This window comes from Actinacidiphila oryziradicis (assembly GCF_005047355.1).
GTDB lineage: Bacteria > Actinomycetota > Actinomycetes > Streptomycetales > Streptomycetaceae > Actinacidiphila > Actinacidiphila oryziradicis.
Genome location: NZ_SUMC01000021.1, coordinates 93,814 through 117,945, shown reverse-complemented (window position 1 = coordinate 117,945; position 24,132 = coordinate 93,814). Strand labels below are relative to the sequence as shown.

Sequence of the window (24,132 nt, the reverse complement as noted above, 5' to 3'; positions counted from 1 at the left end):
AGATCGGCCATTCGGCCGACCCGCCGGACGGCTTGCATCGCATAGCCTCGCCGCGTGGACAATGCGCACGACCGGCTGACCGCGGACCCCGCGGAGACCAACCCGCTTCCCCGGCCCGTACAAAGGCTCCTCGCCTTCGCGCTGTACGCGGTGCTCGCCCTGGTGTGGCTGCTCGACCTGGTGCCCAGCGACGGGTTGCGCACCCCGCAGAACGACTGGCTGCCTCCCCTGCTGACCGGGCCGGCGGCCGCAGTGCTGCTGCTCGTGCCCGACCGGTGGCTGTCCCTTGAGCGGCGCGCCTGGGCTGCGGCGTGTGGTTCGCTGGCGGTGACGGGCGGGATGCTGCTCGCCGGACAGCGCGGCGGCGGCAGCTGGGGCCTGCTGGAGACGGTTTGCCTGCTGATCATGCTGGCGCGGACCTGCCGGTGGGTCAGGCGGCCGCTCGCCGCCGTCGCACTCGGGGCCGCGGTGATCGCCGCCCCGGCGCGGATGGTGGACAACCCGGACTCGCTGTCGTTCGCCTTCGCGCTCACCTTCGCCGTCGGCGTGGCGGTGGGGCTCGGCTGCTATCTGCGGGCGCAGGACGGGCACAGGGCCCGCGCGGTGGACGCCGTCCGGCAGGGAGAGCGGCTGGAACTGGCGCGGGACCTTCACGACTTCGTAGCCCACCACGTCACCGGCATCGTCGTGCAGGCGAACGCTGGACGGGCCATCCGCGAGACGGCGCCGGACCAGATCGACCCGATCCTGGAGAACATTCAGAAGGCCGGCATGGAGACGCTGGACTCCATGCGCCGCCTGGTGCGGGTGCTGCGGGAGGTGGACGGCAGGCCCCGGCGGCCCGGGGAGCTGTTCACCGAACTGGCCGCGATGGTCTCCGACTTCTGCGGTGGCGAGGCCCAGGACGCCACCCTGTCGGTGGCGGCCCCGGCCCGCGCGGCGCGGCTCGCGCCCGAGGTGGAGACCTCGGTGCACCGGGTGGTACAGGAGTCGCTGACCAACGCGCGGCGGCACGCCCCCGGTGCGCTGGTGGCAGTGCGGATGGGCATGGACGACGGACGGCTGCAGGTGGAGGTCCGCAACACGCCACCCGCCGCGCCGCCCGCCGCGCCGCCTGCCGCGACGCGGTCCGCCGCCCCGGTCGGAGGCCGCGGGGGCTTCGGGATGGTGGGCCTGCGGGAGCGGGTGGCAGCGGTGGACGGGACGCTGGAGGCAGGCGGGACGCCTGACGGCGGATGGCGGGTAGCCGGCACCTTTCCTGTGCTGGCTGTGGCAGGATCGGCCGGGTGAGCTACGCGACGGCTGCGACGACAACGGGTTCCGCGGCGTCCTCGACGACGAGGGTGCTCGTCGCCGACGACCAGCACCTGGTGCGTGCCGGATTCCGCCTGATACTGGACGCCCAGCCGGGCATCGAGGTGGTGGGCGAGGCGGCCGACGGCGCCGAGTGTGTGGAGATGGCCAGGCGGCTGCGTCCCGACGTGTGCCTCATCGACATCAGGATGCCCGCACTCGACGGCCTGGAGGTCACCCGCATCCTGGCCGGGCCCGAGTCGGCCGACCGAATGCGCGTCGTCGTGGTGACCACCTTCGACCAGGACGATTACGTCCACCGGGCGCTGCACAACGGCGCCTGCGGGTTCCTACTGAAGGACGCCAGCCCGGCCCTGCTCATAGAGGCGGTGCGGGCCGCGCAGCGCGGAGACGCGCTGATCTCGCCGGCGGTGACGGTGCGGCTGCTGCGCCAACTGGAGGACGGACGCAAGGCCTCCTCCGCCGCCGGGCGCCCGCCGAGGACGGCCCTGACGGAGCGTGAGCTGGACGTGGCGCGGCTGGTGGCGATGGGCCACACCAACCAGGAGATCTGCGCCGATCTGTTCCTGTCGCTCGGGACCGTCAAAACGCATCTGACGAACATCCAGTCCAAGTTGGGCGTGCGCAACCGGGTGGAGATCGCCGCCTGGGCGTGGGCAACGGGCACCGTCTCCCAGGGGCCCGGCTTCCAGGAGTGAGCGGTCCGCCGGGGTGTGCGGTCCGCCGGATTGGGCGGCCCGGGGCCGACGGCGGGCATCGGCCGTTCGACCGATGCGGTCCGGCCGTCCGGCCGAAGCGCCGGAGTATGCCGCCGCCGCACCATAAATGCCATGAACACAACGACCCAGGCCCCCAACGCCACCGCCTCGGAGCTCAGCCCGCAGGCGCCACGCCGGATCACCGCGCTCGACGCGCTGCGCGGCTTCGCACTGTGCGGCATCCTCCTGGTCAACATCCCGGATCAGATCACGCGGATGGTCAGCTACGACGGCGCCCACCACACTTACCCGATACCCGCGTTCCTGGAGCTGTTCGTCCATCAGCGGTTCTTCCCGATCTTCTCGTTCCTCTTCGGGCTGAGCTTCGCGATCTTCCTGGAGAGCGCCGGGCGGCGGTCGTCGCACCCCCGGCTGCTGCTGGCCCGCCGGCTGGTGGCCCTCGGTCTGCTCGGCCTCGCCCACCAGCAGTTGCACCCCGGAGAGGCGCTGCTGCCGTACGCGATCATCGGGCTGCTGATCCTGCTGCCCGCCTCGTGGCTGCCGACGTGGTTGGTCCTACCCGCGGGGCTGCTGGGTCTCGTCGCCTCGTTCACCATCGCCTCGGGCGGCATCCTGAGCATCCCGGGGCTGTTCCTGCTGGGTCTCGCCGTCGCCCGCCTCGGTATCGCCCGGACGCTGGACCGCCGTACCGGACAGCTCGCCGTCACGCTCGCCCTCGCCGTCCCGGCGGCGGCCGCCGCCGCATGGTGGCAGCACACCTACCCTGCCGCCGGGCCCCTGGCCACGCGGATCGCGGCGATGGCCGGTCTCGTCGGCGCCCTCGCGTACGCCACCGCGCTGCTGCTCGTGCTGCGCACCCGGCTGGGCCGCCCGCTGTCGGCGGTCCTCGAGCCCCTCGGCAGGATGGCGCTGACCAACTACCTCACCGCCACGCTCCTGGTGGTCGCCGCAGCCGGCCCGCTCGGCCTGCGGGAGTCCTCCCGCTGGGGAACCGCCATGGCCCTGGCGGTCGTCGTCCTCGCCGTGCAGACCGTCTGCAGCCGCTGGTGGCTGGCCCGGTTCCAGTACGGGCCGATGGAGTGGGTCCTGCGTTGCGTGACGTGGTGGAACGTGGTGCAGCTGCGCCGCTCGCGTCCGTGACACCGACCGACGAGGACACGTCGGCGTCGGCCGGTCCCACCTCCGCTCTCGAAGCCCTCAGCCGCTCCCCAGTTCCCCCCACGGCACAGAAACCGCGTACTCAATGATCAATGTTGGACAGACAGTTGACGACCTAATCGCCGCGTTAGGCAAAAACGGTCCGACCGCAGACGGCGGTACGGACACGTGAAATCCAGACCCGATCCGCTGTCCATAGCGGCGATGGCGGTCACCGTACTCTCCATCTCGGCCACCGCCCCTCTCACCGCCGCCGCCTCCGCTTCGCCGCTCGCCATGGCCTTCTGGCGCAACTGCCTGGGCTTCGCCGTACTCGGGCCGTTCCTCCTGATACTGCGCCGCCGCGAGGTGGTGCGCGTCGCGCGCGGCGAGCGCGGCATCCTGCGCCGGGAGCAGTGGCGGCCCTTGGTCTTCGGCTTCCTCGCGGCCACGTCGCTCGCTCTCCACTTCGCGGCCTTCATGACGAGCACCCGGCTGACCTCGGTCGCCATGTCCACGGCACTCGTCGCCACCCAGCCCGTCTGGCAGGCCCTCATCGCCGCGGGGCAGGGCGTCAGTACATCTCGCAGGACATGGACGGGTCTCGCGCTCTCCGTAGTGGGAGCGGCCGCGGCCGGCGGTCTCGACATAAAGTCCGGCGGTACGGCGCTGCTGGGTGACCTGCTCGCCGTCGTCGGGGCCATCGCTCAGGCCGGGTACACCGCCCTGAGCGAACGGTCGCGCGCGGATGTGAGCACACCGCTGTATTCGACGGTCACTTCGCTGGTCTGCGGTCTGGAACTCCTCGCCGTCTGCTGGCTGGCCCACATCCCGCTCACAGGTTTCGACAGGACCACCCAACTGTCGCTGCTCGGGCTGCTGATCCTCCCCCAGATTCTGGGGCTCGGCTCACTGAACTTCGCCCTCGGTAGGACATCGGCGACGACGATGAGTGTCCTCCTCCTGCTGGAGACCCCCGTGGCCGCGCTCACCGCATGGTGGCTGCTGGGGCAACACATCAAGGCCGCGACCATGCCCGGGCTCCTGCTGATCATCATCGGCGTCACGGTCGTGGTGACGAGCGGCAGCGGGGAACAAGCCGCAGCACAGCAAGGCAGACACCGTAAAGAAATACCGCCGTACCCGGCCTATGCCCCGTACACACCCCAACTGCCGCCCGCACCAGAACGCCTACCGTTTTGGCACGGTGCCAAACGGGACCCCAGATTGGACTGGGCAAGCTACACCAGGGACGACAGTCCAACGGTCAGGCTCACTTATCACGGTGCGGGGGCCTTCGACACCGTGTCCTTGCGCAGGCCGCACGTGGAGGAAGAGGAACCAGGCTTCGACGGTCCCGCTGAGGCGTTGGCGGACCACAACTGGCGGCGGTGAGCGGGCGGACGGGCTGCGGCGGCAGATCGCGTGCCGCCACGGCGTGGGAGTTGGTGGGCGAATGTGCGAGCTACCACTCGTGATGAAAGTAGACTTGCACAATCTGGCGAGAGCCCTTTATGGTCATGCGAGTCAACTCTTGTGAAGGAGATTCCACAACCGAGGACCGCACCACCGACACTGTCCAGCGCCTCACCGGCCGCCCGCCGCGCAGCTTCCGCGCCTTTGCGGAACGGGAGATGGGCCGACTTCGGAGCTGACATCCCCCGGTTCCATCATGCGTGACCGGGCCGCCGGCACTAGGGACGGACCTGGAAGAACGGCCGGCTGACACCCGCAGCCCGGGACGCCGACCCGCTACCAACGTCCCGGGCAGTGCTCGCCTGTCAGGCCGGCTCAGGCGATCGGCGGTGGTCGATCATGGTGTCCGGCCCCGGAGACATGATCGTTTCGCGGCCGTCTTCGGCCCTCACCCGGAAGGGCGGGGTTCCATTCGGACCGAGAACCTCGATGATCTCAACGACTCGATCCTGCTTGCCTACGACTCGACCGTGCATCACGAGACGGTCCCCTTTTGAGGCGTGCATCGTAGCGTCCCTCTCTGCTGAGTCCTCGCTGAGTGACACCGGCCTGCCCACCCAGTGTAACTGTTTCACGGCAGAGTGTAACGGGACGTGCTCCCGATGGAGGTCTCTTCGGGGTCGCGTCAGGCGCCGGTTCCGGGCCGGCCGCGAGCCCCAGGCGCAGCAGCGCCAGGGCGAGCAGCCCCGCTCCGAGAGGAAGCGTGCGTGCTCGCCGGTTCCGCAACCCTGTGGTCTCCAGGCCGACCGAGCACCTGCTACGGCCCTCTTCACCCTCACCGACCTGTGCCGACTGGACCCCGAAGACGCCATCTCCAGCGCCGTACGCACCGCCACCACCCTCACCCGCACCCTCGCGCAGTGACACAAACCCATGTGCCCCGCTGGTGCACAACAAACTGGGAGATTCCGCAAGAAATACCCATCTATTGCCTTCTTTCGTACGTATCTTTACTGAGCCGTACCCGAGGAAGGCAAAAGATCATGGAAATCTTTAAGCATCTGCTTCCCGCAGATGGCAGGAACAGGGACAGGGAAAGGGACCGTCGCATACGCGGCCGTGACGGTTGGAGCCGCGATGGTTGGAACCGTGATGGTTGGTACCGTCACGGCTGGGACCACTGCGACAAGTGGCGGTGCTGGTGGTGAGGGCACCTGGTATCTCGGCGATGCCCCGCGACGCCGGGGCCAGGAGATCGCCGTCCTGCGGTAGGGGCTCGGCCTGGGCCCGTCCTGCCGGACGTCGCGTCGGCCCCAGCGCCGGGACGGAGTACGAGAATTTTTGAGAAACCAACTGAGTGGCCAGACAGTGCAGTTGGGAGATCCGCGCAACCTCGTGATGCCCAGAGCACACGACGATATCCGCTTGTAACATACAGCAAATAACGTGCCGCTGTCCGATCTGTGGTTTCGCATGACCGAGGATCAGTGAGACGCGTTGAGCAAGTTGAGAAATCTGAACAGGCGTAGCTTCATCGGCGCCGCAGGCGCGGCCGGCGCGCTGGGCATCGTGGGTGGCACGGGAGTCTCGGCTTCCGCGCAGGGGACGGCCACTCCAAAGGCGGCGAACGGTACGTCCGGGCCGCGGTCCAGCAAGGGTAGCTTCGAGCTGATGGAAGCGACCATTGCCGACATTCACGATGCCTATCGCCACGGTCGGCTCACCTGCCGGGAGTTGGTGCAGCAATACCTCGACCGGATCGCTGCCTACGACAAGCAAGGGCCGTCCCTGACGGCGCTCATCACCGTCAACCCGCGCGCGCTTGAGGTCGCCGACGAACTGGATCGCCAGTACAGGCGTTCCGGCCTGACCGGCCCGCTGCACGGCATCCCGGTCATTCTGAAGGACAACTACGACACCTTCGACTTGCCGACCACCGGCGGCAACACCGCGATGCGTACCTCCGTGCCGCCGACCGACGCGTTCACAGTCGACAAGATGCGCAAGGCGGGGGCACTCATCCTCGCCAAGGCCAACCTGCAGGAATTCGCCCGGGGCGGCAACTCGCTCAGTTCGCTGGGCGGGCAGGTCCTCAACCCCTACGACCTCACCCGGACACCGGGCGGATCCAGCGGCGGCACCGGCGCGTCGATCGCGTCGAACTTCGCCGTCCTGGGCACAGGAAGTGACACCGGTCAGTCGGTCCGCTCGCCCGCCTCCGCCTGCAGCCTCGTCGGTGTACGTTCCACCAGGGGCCTGATCAGCCGCAGCGGCGTCATACCGGCCAGCATCACGCAGGACGAGCTCGGACCCATCACCCGCACGGTGGAGGACGCGGCCAAGATGCTCGACGTCATGGTGGGCTTCGACCCGGCCGACCCCGTCACGGGATACGGCGTCGGCGTCCCTCCTCGCAGCTATGCGGACCACCTGCGAGCCGACGCGCTCAAGGGCGCCCGCATCGGCGTGATGACCAACCTGTTCGGCACCGAGGCACGCCACCAGGAGGTCAATCGTGTGATGGAGGAGGTCATCTCCAGCATGCAGGCGCAGGGCGCGACCATCGTCCGCTTCACCCTGCCCGCGTACGACACCCTGCAGTCCATCGTGGTCACCTCCACGTGGGAAGCGCATACGGCCATGGACGCGTACTTCGCTTCACTCGGCCCGGACGCTCCCGTGCACACCTTCGACCAACTGGTCGCCTCCAAGACGGCGACGCCGGAGGCGCAGGCGGCGCTCGAGGCGGAAATCGCGATCGTGGACGGCCTGAACAACGCGACCTACAAGGACCACTTCGTCAACCGTGAAAAGCTTCGGCTGGCAGTCTCGGCCAAGATGGCCGAGCTGAACATTGAGGCGATCCTGTATCCGCTGCAGAAGGTGCTCGTCTCCCTGGTCGGCGTACCGCAGGCCGAACGCAATGGCACCCTGTCCAACGGCACGGGGTTCCCGGCCGTCTGCTTCCCCGGCGGGTTCTCCACTCCCACTGCGTCAGCTCCGCTCGGCGTGCCGGTGGGCGCCGAGTTGCTCGGGCGTGAATTCAGCGAGCCGCTGCTGCTCTCGCTTGCCTACGCTTACGAGCAGGCCACCAAGGCCCGGAAACTCCCGGTCAGCACGCCGGCTCTCTGACAGCGAGTCCTGCAACCTGCCTGTCCGGCGACGTCGGGCACTGACGGGTGGCCCCTGCGCGCTTTGCTGAGGCTGACAGCTCTGTGCTGACAGCTCTGTGCTGAGCGGGGGCCACCTCGTCCCGGCCCTGCGTCGGTCAGGACGCCGGGCCCAGCGTGATGTCGTGCTGAAGATCCCGGCCCGGCCGGTCCACCAGCAGGAACTCCGCGTGCGGCGGATGTGCCGAACTGGAGACGATCAGTGTGTACCCGCCGGGCGTCAGCCCGTTGACGGCGTAGCTGCCATTGCCGGCCTTCACCATCGCCTGGCGCTTGCCCCGGTCGGTCACGATGGTGATCCACACCTCGCACCTGTTGTGCTCCGCGCAGCGAACCGCACCGCGCACGGTCACCGTGCCGCTCTCCGTCCGGACGCTTGTGCCGCCGGTACCGCTGCCGTTGGAGGTCGCCTCCGCGGCCTTCCGCAGTGCCGGGGGCGCGCCCGGCGTGCCGGTCAGGGCCATGCGGGGGTCGGGCGAGTCGGGCGAGGTGACTCCCGCCGCGACCGGGGACGGGGCAGCGGCGGTGGTCCTGATCGTCAGTCCTCGGTTGTCGGCCAGGCTGGCCAGCACCTCGTCCAGCGCGGCCAGCTCACACAGCGCAATGCGCAGCCGGTCGGCCCGCGGTCCGGCCGGGGCGCGCAGCACGGACTCCAGTTCGCGGATCAACGGGCTGACCCGGATCCACGTACCGCCGCGCTCGCCCGTGGCGACCTGCTGGTCCAGCGCGTGCAGCGAGCTGGTGAAGATCTCGGTGATCCGCTCGACCCGGCCGCGCAGCTGCGGGGCGAGGTCGATGTCGATGTCCGCCGACGAGGCCAGCGCGCGCGCATGCCGGGTGGCCGTTCCGAGCAGTGCGAGCAGATTGTCGCCGCCCCGGCCCCGTGTCCCGAGCGGCATCCGGACCAGAGGCCGGACCACGCTCTGCATCTGGTACAGCGCGGCGTCCACGCCACGCGCCGCGCCGCGCAGCCGCACCGGCGCCTCGGGGCTCTTCCACCGCTCGGCGACCTGGGTGATCAGCTGCTCCAGCGCGGACAGGTAGCCGCGCTCGGCCTCACGCGCGACCTTCCGGGTGGACACCGGGAAGATCAGCGCGGCGCAGATGGTGGCCACCACAATGCCCAGCACATTCTCCATCAGACGCTGCGTCAGCATCCAGTCCATCTTGCTGTACTGCGTGGTCAGCCCGTAGAGCTGCACCAGCGCTGTGACCAGGCCGATGACCCAGTAGGCGTACTGGCGCTGGATGCCCCAGGAGCCGATGCTTATCCCGGCCACGATGACCAGCAGCGTCCAGTAGATGTGGCCGGGGCCGATGAGGTGGACCAGAGCGATACCGATTACCGCGCCGATGACCGTACCCACCGCACGGTGCCCCAGCTTGCGCAGGCGCTCGTGGGTGGTGTTGGTCCCGAACATGGTGATCATCACACCGATGAGTCCCCAGTAGAAATGCCGCCCGTTGATGGCGTCCGCGATCGGCAGGGTGATCGCGGCGGCGATCCCGACCTGCAGCGGGGCGCGCAGATAGGGGACGGCGCGGCGCCAGCCCCGGCCGCCCTGTGCGGCTGCCAGTCGCCGGGCAGCCGGTCCTGTCCCGGGCGGAAGCCCCCTTTCCAGCGCGACGCTGGGCTGGAAAGGCACCTTGGCCCTGGCGGTGGGCGTGTTCCAGCCGAGCTGGAGCCAGCACGCCAGCGAGTCGGCGAGTGCGTCCAGCAGGTCACCGACCCGTCGGGCCAGCGCGCGCAGCTCGGCCTCGTCCGAGCCTGTCCCCTCGGGGGCGTTCGCGGCCTCCTGACGGATCAGCTCGGCGGCCGGGCGTAGCGCGTCGGCCCGGCCCAGGGGCGTGTCCCGGGCGATGACCAGCCCGACCACCATCGCCTCGCGCAGCGCGGAGGGGACGGGACGACGGGTCATCTCCCGCACGGCATGCCCGATGCCCTGGAGTGCGAGTTCGGCGTCGAAGAGGTACTGGTGCAGCAGCTCGGCCGTGTCGGGCTCGGCGGCCACCTCGGGCTGGGCCAGCCGCCCGTCGATGGTCAGAGTGGTGACGTTCAGCTGACGCAGCGCGCGGCGCATCCGCTTGATCGCGACGTCCTGGTCGGCGTTCGGGTCCAGCGCGGTCGCGGCCGCGTCCGCGACCCGGCGCGCCTCGACGACGAAGGCGCGCTGGGTACGCAGCAGGTCCTCGCGCGGCATGGGATAGCAGAGCACCAGCCGGGCGACGAGCACGGCCGCCGCGGTCACCAGGGCGACGATGAACAGCCGGCCGCAGTCGTCCAGCGGGATGACCGCTATCGGTCCGATCAAGAAGGCGTTGAACATCATCATGCCGGTCAGCATGCCCAGCGGCCCAAACCTGACCAGGAAGAACGCCAGGGTGAGCATCACCACCATCAGGCAGAGGTCCAGCACCCGGTGCGGCTGGAGCCAGGCGCCGAGCGGTAGTGCGGCGGAGAACGGGATCGGCATCCACAGGCTGGCACGCGCCAGCCGCAGTGGAGTGTTCTCCGCGATGGCGAACGCGCCCATCAGGCCCATCATGCCGCCGACCATCATGCCCAGAATGGACGGGATGTCCAGGGCGTGCGCCATCCCGTAGCCCACGGCGAGGGCGACGACCATGGACACCAGGGAGCGCCAGCCGGCCTGCAGGTGGCCGAGTCCGGGATCGGTGGCGAGCACCCAATCCCACCAGTGCCTCGGCCCGCCGACCCGGTGGGGGGTGTGCGGGCCCGGAGCAGCCGACGTCGTAGGAGGCGGCGGGGCGGGTGAGTCGATGGCAGATGTGGTGGCAGGGGTACTCAAGAGACTCCCGGTTCCAATGCTTTCACGAGGGCGCAGACAGCCTTGTTGGCGGCTGTCACGGTTGCTTCCGGGTCATCGAGATTCGCGTGCAGCGCTTCGAGGAGGGTCGCGGCCATTCGCTGGCGCGCCTGCTCCAGCAGTTCCCGGCCGAGGGGGGTGATGGAGGCCCTGATCACTCGCCGGTCCTCGGCGCAGCGCTGGCGCTGGACCAGCCCGCGCTCCTCCAGCTCCTGAAGCACGACGGTGACCCGCGGCTGGGTGAGCCCGGTGTAGCCGGTGAGGTCGGTGACCCGGCGCGGTCCCTCGTCCAGGGCGTCCAGGGCGCTGGCGTAGCTGCGCGGCACCCCGTATTCGCCTGCGCGGAACAGGACGCGGGAAAGGCGTCCGATACCGCTGAGCAGGCCTCTTGTGGCCTGATCGATCCGTTGCACGTCCGGCGTCGCCGAAGTTTCCATACCTCTAATATATATGTTTCGAATGGGTGTGGGTTCACCGTGCCGGTGTGCGGCTTTCGACGGGGTGGGGTGGGGGTGCGGGCTGGGGTGGGGGCTCGGTCGGGAAGCGGGCGGAGATCCCTGCGGCGCTGGCGGTGGCCCGGGTGGTGGTGGTCAGGATGCCCAGGGTTGCGATCAGGGCGCCGCAGCCCGTCAGGATCCACCAGCCGAGGTGGCCCAGGCCCTGCAGGACGCGGCCGTCGACAGCCCCGACCCCGGCGGCCTCCTGCCCGAAGAACTCGCCCCGCTGCTGCGGGCCTTGGTGCGGTCGGAGCGCTGCGTCGGCTTCAACCTCACCATCTACGACCCCGATCTCGACCCGGACGGCTCCTGCGCAGCCCTCCTCGCCGGCCTTCTCCAGGCGGCCTTTGCCCAGCTCTGATCCAAGACCACCACCACCAGCACCGCCACAGCCCCCCGGCCGGACCCCGCCGTATCACCGCCACCGGGAAGCTCTTAGCGTGCAGGCATGACGTCGCAGGATTACCTCTCCGAATTGTTCTCGCTGGACGGCCGGGTCGCCGTCGTGACCGGGGGGAGTTCCGGCATCGGCCGGGCTGTCGCCGGGGCCCTCGCGAAGGCGGGGGCGAGCGTCGTGATCGTGGCGCGCAAGGAGGCGGAGCTGGCTGCTACGGTCGGCGAGCTGGCGGCCGACGGCTGCCGGGCGGCGTGGGTGAGCGCCGACCTGGGCACTCGCGACGGCGTGCGCGCGGCGGCCGAGGAGGCAGCCGGGGCGTTCGGGGAGCCCGACATTCTCGTCAACTGCGCGGGGGTCAACCTGCGGCCGCCGATGGGCGAGCTGGGCGAGGACGTGTGGGACACCACGATGGCGGTGAACCTGGAAGCGCCCTACCTGCTGGGACAGCGGTTCGGCCCCGGCATGGCCGAACGGGGCTTCGGGCGGATCATCCACATCACCTCCCAACAGGCGCACCGGGCGTTCGTCCAGAGCGGCGCCTACGGCGTCTCCAAGGGGGCGTTGGAGTCGCTGGCCCGTTCACAGGCCGAGGCGTGGTCGCCCTACGGCGTCACCGCCAACACGCTGGTGCCGGGATTCGTGATGACGCCGCTCAACGCGCGGCTCTCCTCCGACCCCGGGAAAGTGGCGGCGCTGGCCGCGCGCACGATGGTCGGGCGCAACGGTCTGGCCGAGGACTTCGCGGGCGCGGCGGTGTTCCTGGCGAGCCGCGCCTCCGCCTACGTCACCGGGCAGGCGATCTTCGTGGACGGCGGGTTCTCCGTTCACTGAGCCCGGCACCATCGGCGCGGCCGGTTGCCCACAGCGGGGTCAGTCGAGGCACACCACGAGGAGGCACAGGCGCGTCGGCGACGAAGTTGCCGGTGTGGTGGCGCTCGGGGTCGGAGTCGCGGCGGTGGATGAGGCTGCGGACGAGGGGGTGGTGGTCTGCGAGGCCGTGGTGCCGGACGCGGCGGCGGAGGTGGAGCTTGCCCCGTAGGTCGCCGTAGGGGAGGCGCTCGGTGACGGGCTGGACACCCTGGCGGATCGCGTCCCGGCCGCTGTTGTGGCCGACTGCGGGTTCGTCGTCGCGATGGAGCGCGGTGCCACGGAGGTGATCGGCCGCGAACTCGTCGTTGCGGCCGCGCGAGTGCTGGAGTGCCAGGCAATGGGCGTGGTCGGCGTCGCCGATGAAGGTCCCGTGCTTGTCGATGTGGCATCCGCGGCCGGAGCCACCGGCTCGGGCATCGAGAACTGCTTTTCGGAGCCGGTGGAAGACGCGCTCCGCATCGCAGTGATGGTCAGGCCGCCGCCTATGAGCGCGACGGCGGTGGCGGCCGCCGCCCGGCGCCGGTTCTTCTTCCAACGCGCCACTTGCCGGCGCCGTGCCGCCCGTCCCTGCGAGGGGCGGGCGGTGTATTCGGCTTCGCCGGAGGTGTCCGCGCGCGATCCGGCCGCGCGCGATCCGGCCGCCGGCCAGTCCCCGTCGGGGTACGGCGCCGGGGAGGAGGGCTCCTCCGTGCGGTACCCGTCACTCGTCGCCGCGGGTATCACCGCCGTGGTGCGGAGGCCGTGGGCAGGCGGGGTGGCAATGTCTGCGGCGTACGCGCCGCATCCCGGACACACCAGTGCACCGTTGGTGTGCCGAAGGCACGAAGAGCAGTAGTCCATCTGCGATCTTTCTGTACTCCGGATGACGGGATGGCGGGGTCGCGGGTTCGCGGGGTTGCCGGATGCCAGGGGGTCACACGGCCTACAACGCTATCTGCGCCTGTCGAAGGTATTGAGTGTGCCTTGTGAGGCTTTTGGGAATGTCCGTCGGCCGGCCTTGCACAGAAAGCCGGCTGCTGCCCGCCCAGCAACGCTCCGCTGCACGGCGGTAATCAGGGTGCCGGCTCGGTGAGCCGGGCGTCACAATGAAGCGATCTTGGTGCCCGGACGCCGTACGAAAAGGACTCAGCAGTGACCACCGAACGAATCGGCCCGCCCCTCACCGGAGGTGAGCGCGAGATGCTGCGCGCCTTCCTCGACTACCACCGGGCGACGCTCGCCCTGAAGTGCGACGGCCTCTCCGACGAGGACCTGCGCCGTCAGTCGATGCCGCCCTCGACGCTTTCGCTCCTCGGCCTGGTGCGGCACATGGCCGAGGTGGAGCGCACCTGGTTCCGCCGGGTGATCAACGGGGAGGACATCCCGCTGGTGTGGTCGGAAGAGGACGACTACCAGGTGGCGTACGACGCGAGCGCGGCCACCCGGTCGGAGGCATTCGAAGCGTGGCAGCGGGAGGTCGAGCACTCCCGCCGGATCGAGGCGGCGGCGGAGTCGCTCGATGTCACCGGCCACCAGTCCAGGTGGGGCGAGGACGTGTCGCTCCGGCTGGTGATGCTGCACCTGATCCACGACTACGCCCGGCACAACGGACACGCCGACTTCCTGCGCGAGGGCATCGACGGGACCGTCGGGGCCTGAGGACGCCGGCACCGGGTGCGAGCTCAGCGGTCCCCGTCGGCCAGGACCGGGACCAGTACGTGGGACGGGTGCGCGGGGTCGTGCAGCACCTCGTGCAGGCAGGGCCGCATGGTCACGGCGTCGGCGACCGGCTCGCCGGTGCCGTGGTTGCGGGGGAAGCGGGGGAAGGCGCCGCCGGCCACCAGGACCCGGATGCGGTGGCCGCGCAGGAACCGGTACCCGGTGGGCCACATCTCGATGTCCGCGGCCACGGCACCGTCCTCGCCCGGAGGCGGGCTGCCCGGTCGCAGCCGCAGGATCCCGTCGCAGACGTTGCGGGACACGCCGCGTTCGTCGACGTCGCACAGCCGGACGAAGACGTCGGCGTGTCCGGGGTCGGTGCGGACATGGACGCGCGCGCGTACTTCCCCGAGCACATCCAGGTCACGCTGCAACGGGGAAGTGCTGTAGACGAGGACGTCGGGACGGGCCTCGATGGCCCGGTTGTCCTGCTGCTTGTTCTTTCCGTCAATGAGCGGGCCGCCGACCGTGGGGGTCGGGTCCGCCGGGTCGTAGGTGAACCGGTCGGATCCGGCGCTTGGCGGCGAACGCCAGTCCAGGGCGCCGTCCTGGCGCAGATACAGCGGCGTGGGGGTGGACTGCGGCGGCGGCCACTGCGTGAACTCCCGCCAGGAACGCGCGTGCTGGAGGTGGACCCGCACCGGGGCACGCTCGGGCACGGCGTCACCGAGCAGGTGGGCACGGAGCCAGGATGCCTGGTCGAGGATCTGGGCCTTCAGCGCCGGCAGGTCGGCGTGTGCCCACGGACCGATGGTGATGCGCGCTGTTCGTCCGGCGTCGGACAGGGTCCGGAAGTCGCGGAGCTGCCAGGGGAGGAACAGGTCGTGCCAGCCGGTGACCATGGTCGCGGGCGAGGTAAGACCGGCGACCGCCGCGCTGTGATCCGCCGCGGCCCAGAATCCGTCTCCCGGCTCGCTGTGTCCCACCACGTCCTGCCAGAAGGCCGACGGCCGTCCGATCGCGACGGTGTCGGCCTCGCGCAGCGGGAGGTGGGCCATGGCCTGTGCGGTACGCCGGGCCTGGCGCCGGCCCAGCAGGATGCCGCCCAGCGGCGCCGCTTCCTGCAGGCTCGTCAGCGCGGACCAGGACAAGGCGCCGTGCAGGGCGAAAGAGCCGCCGGGGTAGTGATGGCTGTTGAACTCCGAGGTGGTCACGCCCAGGCACACCGCCTCGAGTGGGGGGTCGAGGTAGGGGCCCAGAGCCCACTGCGTGTAGCCGAAGTAGCTGAGGCCCGCGGTGGCCAGCCGGCCGTCGCACCACGGCTGGGCGCGCAGCCACGCCGCGGTGGCCAGGCCGTCCTCCTTCTCCTGGTGCAGCGGGCGGAATTCGCCGCCGGAGCCGAAGGTCCCCCGTACGCTCTGCACCACCACCTGCAGGCCCTGGCGCGCGTACGCGGCGCCGAAAACGGCGCCGCCGAGGCCACGCCGGCCGTAAGGGGTGCGCACCAGGACCGCCGGCATGGCCGCGCGGCCGGACGGCCGGTACCGGTCGGCGAGCAGCACCGCCCCGTCGGGCATCGGGATCGCGAGGTTTCGCTCGACCTCGATCGCGGCCTCGCGTACCCGGGCCGGCGGCAGGCCGAGGATGCGGTCGACGATCTGTCCGACGAGGTTCATGAGGGGTACCGGTAGACGGACCGGGCGGCGCGGGACGATGCGGGTGGCTGCTGGCGCATGTCGTCAGAGTGCCACGGCCGGGCGGCGGGCGGCATTGTGAGTGGGCGCCAAAACCGTTTCTGTGTCACCCGAACGGCGGAGTATCGCGAGCCACCCAGGTGGGGGCGTGCGCACGATGGGGTGGATCTGGATGTGGCCGCCCCCCCGTGGCCGTCCCTGGAACCGTTGGGAAAGTGGGGCACCCGTGGCTGAAGGTATACGCACGTCGGGAATGGTCGGAGAGCTCTCCGCCGAATTCACGGGCACGATGATCCTCATCCTGTTCGGCACCGGCGTGGTGGCCCAGGTGGTGGCGGGCGGGCTGGGCAATCACGACAGCATCTCCTGGGCCTGGGGTCTGGGCGTGACGTTCGGTGTGTATGTGGCCGCACGCATCAGCGGCGCCCACCTCAACCCGGCGGTGACCCTCTCGCTCGCCGCTTTCAAGGGCTTCCCGTGGCCGAAGGTCGTGCCTTACGCCGTGGCGCAGACCGCCGGGGCGTTTGTCGCGGCGCTGCTGGTGCGCTGGAACTATACGGAGGTACTGGCCAAGGCCGACCCGGGGCACACGCTCAAGACCCAGTTCGTGTTCTCCACCCTTCCGGGCAACGGCGTCCTGCCGGTCAGTGAGCTGGGCGCGCTGCGGGACCAGGTGATGGGTACGGCGATCCTCGTGCTGCTGATCTTCGCGATCACCGACCTGCTGAACACGCCGCCGGGGGGGAACATGGGACCGTTCATCACCGGTCTGATCGTGGTGGCGATCGGTATGGCCTGGGGTACGGACGCGGGCTACGCGATCAACCCGGCGCGTGACTTCGGCCCGAGGCTGGCGGAGTTCATCACGGGCTATCGCGGTGCGTGGCGGGACCAGTACGGCAATTACTACTTCTGGGTGCCCATCGTCGGGCCACTGGTCGGCGGTCTGGTCGGCGCCGCGCTGTACAAGTTCCTCGTCAGCCGGTACCTCCCCGTCCCGGGTCAGCAGGAGCCCGGCCGGACCCCCGCGCGCGACTAGGCCCTGTCCGGGCGATCTCCGCGGCGTCGCGGGGTCTGGCACTGGGGGCACCTCCCAGCGGTAGCTGGGGGAGCTCGCGGCGTTGTCGTCAGTCAACGACGCTCCGCGTCGCTTCCTTCCTCCGCCTTGCGATCGCAGGCACCAGACCCCGCTCCTTCTCCCACGGAGATCGCCCGGACAGGGCCTAGGCCCTGTCCGCCCGCACACACCCAGAGAGGCACCACTCATGGCCGACTTCGTTGGAGCGGTGGACCAGGGGACCACCAGCACCCGATTCATGATCTTCGACCACGACGGTGGCGAAGTGGCGAAGTACCAGCTGGAGCACACCCAGATCCTGCCGCGCGGGGGATGGGTCGAGCACGATCCGGTGGAGATCTGGGAGCGCACCAACTCCGTGATGCAGAACGCGATACGGCAGGGGTCTCTGGACGCCTCCGATCTGGCCGCGATCGGCATCACGAACCAGCGCGAGACCACCGTCATCTGGGACCCCCGCACCGGCCGTCCCTACTACAACGCGATCGTCTGGCAGGACACCCGGACCGACTCCATCGCGGCCGCCCTAGAACGCGACGGCCACGGCGACACCATCCGCCGCAAGGCGGGCCTGCCGCCGGCCACGTACTTCTCCGGCGGCAAGATCAAGTGGATCCTGGAGAACGTCGACGGCGTACGCCAGGCGGCCGAGCAGGGCCACGCGGTCTTCGGCAACACGGATTGCTGGGTGCTGTGGAACCTCACCGGCGGCCCCCGGGGCGGAATCCACGCCACCGACGTCACCAACGCCAGCCGCACGATGCTGATGGATCTGGAGACCCTCGACTGGGATGACGAGCTGCTGGAGATCTTCAACATCCCGCGCGCGATGCTGCCGAAGATCAACCCTTCCTCCCACGCCGAGGCGTTCGGCCGCACCCGCACCACCCGGCCGCTGCGCACCGCCGTCCCCATCACCGGCGTGCTCGGCGACCAGCATGCCGCCACTGTCGGGCAGGTCTGCTACGCGGTCGGCGAGGCGAAGAACACTTACGGCACCGGCAACTTCCTGGTGCTCAACACCGGCACCGAGCTGGTCCGCTCGCAACACGGCCTGCTCACGACGGTGGCTTACCAGTTCGGCGACAGCCCCGCGGTCTACGCCCTGGAGGGCTCGATCGCCGTCACCGGCTCGGCCGTGCAGTGGCTGCGCGACCAGCTGAAGATCATCAGCGACGCGGCCGAGAGCGAGTGGCTCGCCCGTACGGTCGAGGACAACGGCGGAATGTACTTCGTCCCGGCGTTCTCCGGGCTGTTCGCCCCGTACTGGCGTTCCGACGCCCGCGGCGCGATCGTCGGCCTCGCGCGCTTCAACAACAACGGCCACCTGGCGCGCGCCACCCTGGAGGCCATCTGCTACCAGAGCCGCGACGTGGTGGAGGCCATGGAGCGCGACTCCGGGGTCCACCTCGACGTACTCAAGGTCGACGGCGGTGTCACCGCCAACGACCTGTGCATGCAGATCCAGGCCGACGTCCTAGGTGTGCCGGTCAGCCGCCCGGTCGTCGCCGAGACCACCGCCCTCGGTGCCGCCTACGCCGCCGGCCTCGCCACCGGCTTCTGGCGCGATACCGATGAACTGCGCTCCCACTGGCAGGAGTCGAAGCGCTGGGAACCGCAGTGGAGCGAGGATCGGCGCGAGGAGGGCTATGCGGGCTGGAAGAAGGCGGTCGAGCGCACCCTCGACTGGGTGCAGGTCGAGTAGGCGCCCAGCTCGTACTCCCGGCTCGTACTCCCGGCCGTAGTCCCGGCCGTATCCCTGGCCCTTCGGGTACCACCGGCCGCACTTGCGCCGGCCGCCGAACGGCGGTTACCTGGAAGTATCCGGCAGTGGAGCGAGGTCGTACCAGGGACGCGGTACAGACCGATGACGACAAAGCCGGCCGCTCCCGCCGCGCCTTCTGGCGCTGCCTGCTCTCACCCGCCGGTCCGGCCGACCCGGAGGTGGTGGAGATGAAGGCTGTTGTCTATGAACACCCCTTTGCCGTAGAGGTGAAGGAAGTCGAGGATCCGCAGATCCAGCACCCGAACGACGTGATAGTACGCGTCACGTCGAGTGCGATCTGTGGGTCCGACCTGCACATGTACGAGGGCCGTACCGCAGCCCAGCCGGGCATCGTGTTCGGTCACGAGAACCTTGGCATCATCGAGGAGATCGGCTCGGGCGTGACCTCGCTCGCCCCGGGCGACCGTGTCGTCATGCCGTTCAACGTCGCGTGCGGATTCTGCAAGAACTGCCTCGCCGGCTACACCGGGTTCTGCCTGACCGTGAACCCGGGCTTCGCCGGTGGCGCCTACGGCTATGTGGCGATGGGCCCCTACCCCGGTGGCCAGGCCGAGAAACTGCGCGTTCCCTACGCCGACTTCAACTGTCTGAAGCTGCCGCCGGGCGAGGAGTTCGAGACCGACTTCGTCCTGCTCGCGGACATCTTCCCGACCGGCTACCACGGCTGTGAGCTCGCGGAAGTGTCCCCCGGCGAGAGCGTGGCCGTCTACGGCGCCGGTCCGGTGGGCTTGATGGCTGCCTACAGCGCGCTGCTGCGCGGAGCAGCGAAGGTGTTCTGCGTCGACCGGGTGCCCGAGCGGCTCGACAAGGCGAAGGAGATCGGGGCCATTCCCATCGACTTCACCAAGGGCGACCCCGCGGAGCAGATCAAGGACCAGACCGACGGCGAAGGGACCGACAAGGGCGTGGACGCGGTCGGCTACCAGGCCCAGGCCCACGACGCCAGCCACGAGGAGCCGGCGGTTGTGCTCAACTCGCTCGTCGAGACGGTACGGGCCACCGGCAAGCTCGGCGTGCCCGGCCTCTACGTCCCGTCCGACCCGGGTGCACCCGACGAAGCCGCCAAGCACGGCCAGCTGCTGGTCTCCATTGGCCGAATGTTCGAAAAGGGCCAGCGCATCGGCACCGGGCAGACCAACGTCAAGCGGTACAACCGCCAGCTGCGCGACCTGATCATCGCCGGCAGGGCCAAGCCGAGCTTCGTTGTCTCGCACGAGATTCCGCTCGACGAGGCGCCAGTCGCGTACGAGAAGTTCGACAAGCGGATCGAGGGCTACACGAAGGTGGTGCTGCACCCGGCACTCGCGGCCTGAGCAGGCACTCACTCACACACGCACGCCGCTGCCCGCGACCCGCTCGGCGGGCCGCGGGCACGCTGCTGCGCCGAATGGTTTTCAGCACAGACTGAGCAGGCTGGACTGGACAGTTTAGACTGAAGGTTTTTGCGTGGGGGCATGGAAGAGATCGCTGGGGGCATGTCCGCGTCGGCCGTCCGCGCGGCACGTGACACACGGGTGGTGCTGAGCCGCCGCATTGGTTCACCGGGTCCGTCCGGTGCCGGTTCCCTCAGCTATCTCCGGGAGGCAGCTGGGGGCGCTCCCAAAATGAGCCCGTCCGGCGATTGAGGACAAGCGGCCGCAGGCCGCGCGGCCCACCGGTCCCTGACAGGAGTTCACACCCGCCGCCGTCCGGACCTCACCGGTCCTTGCGCGCTACGCCGCCGTAGAAACCGACCGTGTGGGAGTCGGCGGGGAGGGGACCGTCGGGACGCCAGCTGGGCACCTGGACGATGCCGGGGTCGAGGAGGGTGAAGCCGGTGAAAAGGTCGACGATCTGGGCCCGGGTGCGGAGGGTCAGAGGGGCGGTGGAGGAGTTGTAGACAGCGGCGGCCTCGGTGCGGTCGTCGTGGATGTCGCCGGTCACGTGGGAGAGGACGAGGTAGGAGCCCTCGGGTAGGGCATCGCGGAAGGTGGCGAGGATGGCGGCGGGGTCCTCGGCGTCGGTTATGAAGTGGAGAATCGCGAGGAGCGTGAGGGCGACGGGCTCGTCGAAGTCGATGAGCTTGCGGACGTCGGGGTGGGCGAGGATGGCACCCGGATCGCGGAGATCGGCGAGGAGGACCGAGGTGTTGCCGGTGTCCGTGAGGAGCGCGTTGGCGTGCGCGTTGACGATGGGGTCGTTGTCGACGTAGACGACGTGGGTGTCCGGGGCGATCGCCTGCGCGACCTGGTGCACGTTGGGCGCGGTGGGGAGGCCGGTGCCGATGTCGAGGATCTGGCGGATGCCGCAGTCGGCGACAAGGTGACGGACGGCGCGGTGCAGGAAGGCACGGTTGGCGCGGACGCTGGCACGGACCTCCGGGGCCGCTGCCGCGACGCGTTCGGCGGCGGCACGGTCGACTTCGTAGTTGTCCTTGCCACCGAGAAAGTAGTCGTACATCCGGGCCGGGTGCGGCCGGCTGGTGTCGATGTCCTCGGATGGTGTGCCGTTGTTGCCGCTGCTCGTGGTCGTCATGGTGCCCTCCGCTCGCTGCGCCTGCCTCGTAGCTGCGTCCGTAGCTCCTGAGTAGCGCTCAGGAAAGCATTTTCGCACGGGAGTTCAGGTGGGTGATGCGCGGGCTGACGGGGTGCGAGGCGTTCCGCTGCGGGGTAGCGGCGGTGATGCCACGGCGGCCGGTACAGCGACCGCCGTGGCCGGCGCGGCGGGGGCGCGGCAGTGACGGAAATCGTCAGGCGTTTCCGGAAAGGAAGCCCAGGCCGGCGGGGTTGCCCGGGCGGCCGGGGCTGCCGGGGCTGCCGGGGCCGAGGGGTCGGGGGGCGGCGGAGGCGATGGTGATGGCACTCGCGAGCAGGGCGGCAGTGAGGACGGCGACGAAGAGGGTCTTCTTGAGGAGGGGCATGAACTCACCTTTCGAGTCGGGAACTGTGGTGGATCGATGGCCGTTAACTTAGAGGATGCGAGTGACTACTAGGGGTAATTAGGTCGTCCAAGCGGCCTCAGTCGTTGTCGCTCGGGGGGTCGTAGGGGTGCTGGTGCAGGCCAGGGACGGAGAGCCGGTCGGCGCGGAGGAGCTGGTTGTAGGTGGTGACTCCGGTGAAGAAGAGCGGAATGGGCACCGTGAGGCCAGGGGGCAGGGGCGGGGGCATGCCGGGGGTGAAGGTGACGGGGAGCAGGCCGAGGAGGTTGCCGCTGAGCACTCTGGTGAGCAGGACGACGGGGCGGCCGGTGGCGGTCGTCGTGCTCCAGGGGGCTGCGTCGCTCTCCAGACGGCGCTGGCAGGGAAACCAGGGGGTGGGCGTGGGGGCGACCCGACCGATGCCGGGCAGACCGATTCCGGTGCCCGGGATACCGATGCCGGGGAGGCCGTGGAAAGGGGGCTCCCGGTTGGTTTCGGGGTGGTGGCTCGCTGCGCAGGAGGGGGCGAGGAGCGGGGCGGTCTGGCGCAGGGAGGCGATGTCGACGCGCAAGGCGGTGAAGACCAGGAGGCGTTGGCGGCCGTAGCGGGTGGGGGTGGCGGCGATGCCGTGATAGGTCAGGCCGGTGAGTACGAGGAGCGGGGTGCGCACCCGGAAGGGCTGGGCGGCGGCGGTGGCCATGTCGGCGTAGTTGACGGCGCCCAGGGAGAGGTCAAGGGAGATCTGGGGGAGGCACCAGGGGGAATTGGCCTCGCTGGTATGTGTGTCGAGGTGGAGGGGGAGGCCAAGGGGGAGCAATGACATCGGCTCGTCCATGCCGCCGTCCCGGGGGAGCGGCGGGAGGGTGAGGCGGAGGTCGGAGATGAGTCCGGTGAGGCCGTCCTGGGGTGGCTCGGGTTGGTCCGGGGCGGGCTGGTTGCGGGTGGGCTGGTTGCGGGCGGGTTGGCGCGCTCCGGGATGGGGCTTGGTGGCGCGGGGGACGGAAGGCGCTGACGATGACGGGGAGGACCGCGGCGGCGATGGTGCGGCTTGCGGGGTCGGGGATCCATTGAGGCCGAGGAGTCCGGTTACGGTGCCGAGCAGGCCGCCCGGGGCGGCGGACCGCGGCTCGGCGGCGCGCTGGCCGGGGACGGTGGTGGGGTGGGGGTCGGCTGCGCCGCCCTTGCCGAGGTTGAGGGAGCCGTGCAGGGGCGGCACGCTCACGCCTACGTGCAGGCCGTTGCCGTCGTTGCGGGGGTGCGGCTGCTGTGCGGTGTGGCCGGTGCCGGTGCCGGAGCCGGTCTGGGCCCCGGTTCCGGCTCCGAGCAGGCCGTCGAGGAGCGAGCAGACGCTGAGCTGCGGGTCGCTGGGACGGTCAGCCGGTGCGGGCGGCCGGCCGGGGTGCGCCGGGGGCGCCGGGGGTGACATGGGCTGCAGTCCGCCTGCGATGAGGGCTCCGCCGACCGGCAGGGCCCCGAGGGCCCGCAGTCGGTTGCCCCGTAAGGCCACCGACGGGCTTCCACGGCGGCCGGACGGCGCCGGCCTGCACGGGGCACTCCCCGTCCGCCGGGCGGGCGCTGCCTTGTCGCCGGCGTCCGGACCGCCCCGGTCATCCGGTCCTCCGGGGGGACTCGTAAGGGTGGGGGAGCCGCCGCCCCAGTCGGGGGCGACGGGGGGCTTGCCGTAGCGATCGTCTGGGTGGTCCTGCACCCAGCTGACCGCCATGGCGCCGCCGAGGATCCCAAGGAGGAAGCCGATGAGGAAGCCGCCGAAGTTGGAGAGGACGAGCGAGGCGACGGCGAAGATCAGGCTCGCGATACCGGCGAAGACTCGGTGGTCGGGGGCGAGCCACATCGTCAGGCCGAGGATGACCAGGAAGATGCCCATCAGCAGCCCGGAGACGCCGGCGATGCCCTCGTGGATCATCAGGTCGACCGGGGCCAGCGGAATGGAGAGGATCTCCAGCCCGGAGAGCAGCGTCCACACCCCGGCCCAGAAGGGTCTGCTGCGGCGCCAGGCGCGGAAATGATCCCGGAAGTCGCTCAGAAACATGAGTCGTCGCCGCGTTCCACACGGAGATGGAGCCCCGGGAGCCGGAAGGTCGCCGCGCTGACGGAACGGGTGAGCTGGCGGAGGTCCTCGATGCGGATGGAGTCGGCCTGCTCGCCGAAGCCGCCCGGGGAGCCCTGGACACCTGGGACGCCTTCGACGGTGGAGGCGTCCTGGCCGATGTTGATGTTGTGGAAGACGGTCTCGCCATGCAGGTCGTGGGCGTCGACGACGAGGCGGTCCGCGTGGGCGGGCGGGTGTCCGTCGCCGCCGGAGTTCAGCCGCATCGTCACCTCTCCGAGGAAGGGGAAGTCCTGGACGACCGATTGGCAGAGGTTGTAGAGGTCCGCCGAGCGGATACCTGACAACGCCTCGGCATAGGACTTGTCGGTGCCTCGGTCCACCACGCCGTACTGGATGAAGTCATGGCCGTCGAGAATGTCGGCGGAGATCTGGAAGCTCTGTCCGGAGACGGTGAACGAATTGGCCGAGACTCCGAAGGACGAGGCCAGCGCGCCGCTGGCCATCGCCGCGAGCAGGGCGCCGGAGGCGGTCACGGTCGGCACCATCACGAGGGCCAGCCGCTTCCAGCGGGTGCGGCCCGTAGAGCGGATGCGGGCGGTACTCGTCACATGGTGGCAAACG

Annotated in this window: 18 protein-coding genes and 3 pseudogenes; 12 read left to right on the top strand and 9 right to left on the bottom strand. The window is 70.0% G+C overall.

What is annotated here, in order from left to right:
- Nucleotides 1-54: 54 nt before the first annotated feature.
- From FCI23_RS22250 to FCI23_RS59915, 5 genes and pseudogenes are all read left to right on the top strand, one after another.
- Nucleotides 55-1,290: a sensor histidine kinase gene (locus FCI23_RS22250; protein ID WP_246143901.1), complete on the top strand. Its 1,236-nt coding sequence runs from the start codon at nucleotides 55-57 to the stop codon at nucleotides 1,288-1,290.
- Complete coding sequence (locus FCI23_RS22245) at nucleotides 1,287-2,012, top strand: response regulator (protein WP_246143900.1); 726 nt, start codon at nucleotides 1,287-1,289, stop codon at nucleotides 2,010-2,012. Before FCI23_RS22250 ends, FCI23_RS22245 begins: the two co-directional genes overlap by 4 nt.
- Before the next feature lie 132 nt (nucleotides 2,013-2,144).
- Entirely contained in the window at nucleotides 2,145-3,173 is a 1,029-nt protein-coding gene (locus FCI23_RS22240; RefSeq protein ID WP_136725684.1) for a DUF418 domain-containing protein, read from the top strand.
- A 186-nt stretch (nucleotides 3,174-3,359) separates the two neighbouring features.
- Nucleotides 3,360-4,565 carry a DMT family transporter gene (locus tag FCI23_RS22235; protein ID WP_211265433.1) on the top strand — a complete coding sequence of 402 codons (1,206 nt, stop codon included), beginning with the start codon at nucleotides 3,360-3,362 and terminating at the stop codon, nucleotides 4,563-4,565.
- A gap of 161 nt (nucleotides 4,566-4,726) precedes the next feature.
- Nucleotides 4,727-4,825, top strand: a pseudogene (locus FCI23_RS59915) (ergot alkaloid biosynthesis protein); the annotation flags it as partial.
- Nucleotides 4,826-4,951: 126 nt separating this feature from the next.
- On the opposite strand, the gene FCI23_RS22225 reads toward FCI23_RS59915, so the two are convergent.
- Nucleotides 4,952-5,152 (bottom strand): DUF1918 domain-containing protein, encoded by a 201-nt coding sequence (locus tag FCI23_RS22225; RefSeq protein ID WP_136725683.1) that lies wholly within the window; start codon nucleotides 5,150-5,152, stop codon nucleotides 4,952-4,954.
- 1,105 nt (nucleotides 5,153-6,257) lie between these two features.
- Here FCI23_RS22225 and FCI23_RS22210 point away from each other — a divergent pair.
- Nucleotides 6,258-7,718: an amidase family protein gene (locus FCI23_RS22210; protein WP_169316886.1), complete on the top strand. Its 1,461-nt coding sequence runs from the start codon at nucleotides 6,258-6,260 to the stop codon at nucleotides 7,716-7,718.
- Nucleotides 7,719-7,854: 136 nt separating this feature from the next.
- Here FCI23_RS22210 and FCI23_RS22205 read toward each other — a convergent pair whose 3' ends face one another.
- Both FCI23_RS22205 and FCI23_RS22200 read right to left on the bottom strand, forming a co-directional pair.
- Nucleotides 7,855-10,443: an FUSC family protein gene (locus FCI23_RS22205; protein ID WP_246143899.1), complete on the bottom strand. Its 2,589-nt coding sequence runs from the start codon at nucleotides 10,441-10,443 to the stop codon at nucleotides 7,855-7,857.
- Nucleotides 10,444-10,562: 119 nt separating this feature from the next.
- Entirely contained in the window at nucleotides 10,563-11,021 is a 459-nt protein-coding gene (locus tag FCI23_RS22200; RefSeq protein ID WP_136725679.1) for a MarR family winged helix-turn-helix transcriptional regulator, read from the bottom strand.
- 235 nt (nucleotides 11,022-11,256) lie between these two features.
- Between FCI23_RS22200 and FCI23_RS22195 the strand changes: the two are divergent.
- A pseudogene (locus tag FCI23_RS22195) lies at nucleotides 11,257-11,442 on the top strand (arginase family protein); the annotation flags it as partial.
- Nucleotides 11,443-11,529: 87 nt separating this feature from the next.
- Nucleotides 11,530-12,309: an SDR family NAD(P)-dependent oxidoreductase gene (locus tag FCI23_RS22190; RefSeq protein ID WP_136725678.1), complete on the top strand. Its 780-nt coding sequence runs from the start codon at nucleotides 11,530-11,532 to the stop codon at nucleotides 12,307-12,309.
- 525 nt (nucleotides 12,310-12,834) lie between these two features.
- On the opposite strand, the pseudogene FCI23_RS64610 reads toward FCI23_RS22190, so the two are convergent.
- Nucleotides 12,835-13,188 (bottom strand): annotated as a pseudogene (locus FCI23_RS64610) (SCO2400 family protein); the annotation flags it as partial.
- 291 nt (nucleotides 13,189-13,479) lie between these two features.
- Between FCI23_RS64610 and FCI23_RS22175 the strand changes: the two are divergent.
- Entirely contained in the window at nucleotides 13,480-13,986 is a 507-nt protein-coding gene (locus FCI23_RS22175; protein WP_136725676.1) for a DinB family protein, read from the top strand.
- A gap of 23 nt (nucleotides 13,987-14,009) precedes the next feature.
- Here the strand turns inward: FCI23_RS22175 and FCI23_RS22170 are convergent, their stop codons facing one another.
- Nucleotides 14,010-15,662 carry a CocE/NonD family hydrolase gene (locus FCI23_RS22170; protein WP_136725675.1) on the bottom strand — a complete coding sequence of 551 codons (1,653 nt, stop codon included), beginning with the start codon at nucleotides 15,660-15,662 and terminating at the stop codon, nucleotides 14,010-14,012.
- Between the two features lie 271 nt (nucleotides 15,663-15,933).
- Between FCI23_RS22170 and FCI23_RS22165 the strand changes: the two genes are divergently transcribed.
- The 3 genes from FCI23_RS22165 (at nucleotide 15,934) to FCI23_RS22155 (ending at nucleotide 19,857) form a co-directional block, all read left to right on the top strand.
- Nucleotides 15,934-16,719, top strand: a complete 786-nt coding sequence (locus tag FCI23_RS22165) for an MIP/aquaporin family protein (RefSeq protein WP_407646009.1) — start codon at nucleotides 15,934-15,936, stop codon at nucleotides 16,717-16,719.
- Between the two features lie 226 nt (nucleotides 16,720-16,945).
- A complete protein-coding gene (gene glpK, locus FCI23_RS22160; RefSeq protein WP_136725673.1) occupies nucleotides 16,946-18,463 on the top strand; it encodes a glycerol kinase GlpK in 1,518 nt (505 codons plus the stop codon).
- 248 nt (nucleotides 18,464-18,711) lie between these two features.
- Nucleotides 18,712-19,857, top strand: coding sequence for a glutathione-independent formaldehyde dehydrogenase (locus tag FCI23_RS22155; protein WP_136725724.1), 1,146 nt, complete (start codon nucleotides 18,712-18,714; stop codon nucleotides 19,855-19,857).
- 382 nt (nucleotides 19,858-20,239) lie between these two features.
- On the opposite strand, the gene FCI23_RS22150 is transcribed toward FCI23_RS22155, so the two are convergent.
- From FCI23_RS22150 to FCI23_RS22140, 4 genes are all read right to left on the bottom strand, one after another.
- Entirely contained in the window at nucleotides 20,240-21,058 is an 819-nt protein-coding gene (locus tag FCI23_RS22150; protein ID WP_136725672.1) for an SAM-dependent methyltransferase, read from the bottom strand.
- Nucleotides 21,059-21,272: 214 nt separating this feature from the next.
- A complete protein-coding gene (locus FCI23_RS56530; RefSeq protein WP_169316885.1) occupies nucleotides 21,273-21,443 on the bottom strand; it encodes a hypothetical protein in 171 nt (56 codons plus the stop codon).
- 97 nt (nucleotides 21,444-21,540) lie between these two features.
- The gene (locus FCI23_RS58335; protein ID WP_211265432.1) at nucleotides 21,541-23,490 is read right to left on the bottom strand and encodes a DUF6114 domain-containing protein; all 1,950 of its coding nucleotides are present in this window, start codon (nucleotides 23,488-23,490) and stop codon (nucleotides 21,541-21,543) included.
- The gene (locus FCI23_RS22140; protein WP_211265431.1) at nucleotides 23,481-24,119 is read right to left on the bottom strand and encodes a DUF6230 family protein; all 639 of its coding nucleotides are present in this window, start codon (nucleotides 24,117-24,119) and stop codon (nucleotides 23,481-23,483) included. The genes FCI23_RS58335 and FCI23_RS22140 overlap by 10 nt, the downstream gene beginning before the upstream one ends.
- Between the last annotated feature and the right edge of the window lie 13 nt (nucleotides 24,120-24,132).